This is a genomic window from Synechococcus sp. R55.2, from assembly GCF_047462075.1.
Taxonomy (GTDB): domain Bacteria; phylum Cyanobacteriota; class Cyanobacteriia; order Thermostichales; family Thermostichaceae; genus Thermostichus.
On the sequence record NZ_JANSIH010000007.1, the window covers coordinates 1 to 1,573 of the forward strand.

Consider the following 1,573-nt stretch of genomic DNA (forward strand, 5'->3'; position numbering starts at 1 on the left):
TATTATACATTATTTTCAGTATAGTTGAGCTTATTATTGACTAGAGTCATGCTCTGTTCCGCTGATGGGAATGGCGCGACAGGCCAAAGCTCGCGACAGTTTCCCTGGCCACAGCCTGCTCGGTTTACCAAGGTTAAGATTAGGTTAAAAAGGAAGAGGCGGGGGTAACCTCAAGCTAGGCTGGATGACCTATGTGAAAAGAGCCTGCTGCCCTCTTTGTTCTCGTTTTGGGTAGAGGAGACTGGCTGTGGACGCTGTTGCTGCTGAGCTGAAAACCGATCGCGTCAGCGGGACGGAGTCCTTTCGCGTTAGCGGGACGGAGTCCTTGCACTTGACCTTGCCCTCATCTGCGCCCTTGCCAACCGTGGCCGCCTGGGCCCACCAGCTGTTGAGCCAGCAATGGCAGCGGCTGCAGAAACACGTAAAGCGAGTTCTGACCCAGCATCCAGAAGCGGCAGAGTCTCTGCACCAAATCCGGGTAACCTTGCGCCGTATTGGCACCTGGGTGCAGGTATTTCAGGGATCCGTCCGGCTGCCCAAGCCTCTCAAGCCCAAACGCCTGCAAAAGCTGGCCAGTGCTTTGGGCAAGCAGCGGGATCTGGACGTGCTGCTGGAAATCCTGCAGGAACCTTGCTGGGAAGGGATCCCGGCAGCCCAGCAGGCAGAACTGGAGAAGCTAAAACAAGATCTGCAGCAACGTCGAACCCAAGCCGAGAAACGCTCCCGCCGCATTCTTGAAGATGCTGACTTCCTGGCGTTTCAAGCTGCCTGCGAGCAGTGGCTGGCTCACCCCCGCTATAAGCCCCAGGCGGAGCTGCCTTTGCCGGAAAGCTTGCCCCACTTGCTGACTCCCCTGCTGGCCCAGTGGCTGCTGCAGCCAGGCTGGCGGATCCCTGCTTTCCCCGCAACGGAAGCCCAGGCTGAGCAACTGCACGAGCTGCGCAAGGCCACCAAACGGCTGCGCTATCAGGTGGAGTTTTTTGCGCCCTTTTACGGGGAAACCATGCAAGATTGGATAGCAACCCTGAAGTGCTTGCAGGATCAACTGGGCCGCTTTAACGATTTGCAGGTTTTGCAAGGCGAGCTGCCTGCAGACTCAGACCTACAAACCCTTCTCCAGGAACAACAAAAACTAGCCCTCCAGGAGTGGCCTGAGCACCAACAGCGCTGCCTGGCCTCTGCCGAGCAGCACCGGCTTTACTCTAATCTTTTCTCTGTTTCCAATTTCTTTCCAACTGGGGATCCCTAGGTTTCCAATTCTATAGATCCCCCCGAAGGAAAAACCCCGCCTTATTGGCGGGGGATTTTTTGTGGCTATAGGGTTTCCAATTTCTAGGGATCCCCCCGAAGGGGGAACCGAATTAGTCGAAGCCGCGTCCCCTGTTTTATACTGTCGTTTCCAATTTCTAGGGATCCCCCCGAAGGGGGAACCAGAGAGGTACCGATGGGTTTACAACCCATGGTTCCCGGGTTTCCAATTTCTAGGGATCCCCCCGAAGGGGGAACGAGTATAGAGTATACAACTGAATATATAACCAACCCCGTTTCCAATTTCTAGGGATCCCCCCGAAGG

At 55.5% G+C, this 1,573-nt stretch carries 1 protein-coding gene; it reads left to right on the forward strand.

The features are described 5' to 3' along the window. Positions 1 to 247: 247 nt before the first annotated feature. The gene (locus tag NW838_RS00185; RefSeq protein WP_414357355.1) at positions 248 to 1,249 is read left to right on the forward strand and encodes a CHAD domain-containing protein; all 1,002 of its coding nucleotides are present in this window, start codon (positions 248 to 250) and stop codon (positions 1,247 to 1,249) included. Positions 1,250 to 1,573 lie beyond the last annotated feature (324 nt).